At 52.4% G+C, this 370-nt stretch carries 1 pseudogene; it reads left to right on the forward strand.

The window, feature by feature from the left end:
• Positions 1–192: 192 nt before the first annotated feature.
• Positions 193–270: pseudogene (locus tag GNF76_RS30040) on the forward strand (helicase-related protein); the annotation flags it as partial.
• Positions 271–370 lie beyond the last annotated feature (100 nt).

Genomic DNA, 370 nt, shown 5'->3' on the forward strand with positions numbered 1-370 from the left:
TCCACGTCAACGATAATAATTACCATTTATGGCTGGTGACGATTTAAGACCTGCTCGACAAGCATGGGTGGTGCGGGCCGTGAAAAACCTACGAGTTTGCCCTCGAGCTTTGCCGTGGAGAATCTTGCCAGCTAGGTCTCTGCCTCCGAGACAGGCTGCTCTCTATAGCCGACAGTCGCTCATCACAGGACAGATTCTGGTGTTGACTCGTTGAATCAGGATGGGGGCTCGGTTGAGATGGCACTAGAAAGGCAGCTTATTGCTTCATAGCGTGACGGCCACCTTCGGGTGGCCTTTTTCATCATGCATTGACAGCGGCCTTTCAACGCCAGTCTTGAATATCTGTAATGGGGCCCTCCTTACAGAGGGC

The organism is Pseudomonas spelaei, from assembly GCF_009724245.1.
GTDB classification, from domain to species: Bacteria; Pseudomonadota; Gammaproteobacteria; order Pseudomonadales; family Pseudomonadaceae; genus Aquipseudomonas; species Aquipseudomonas spelaei.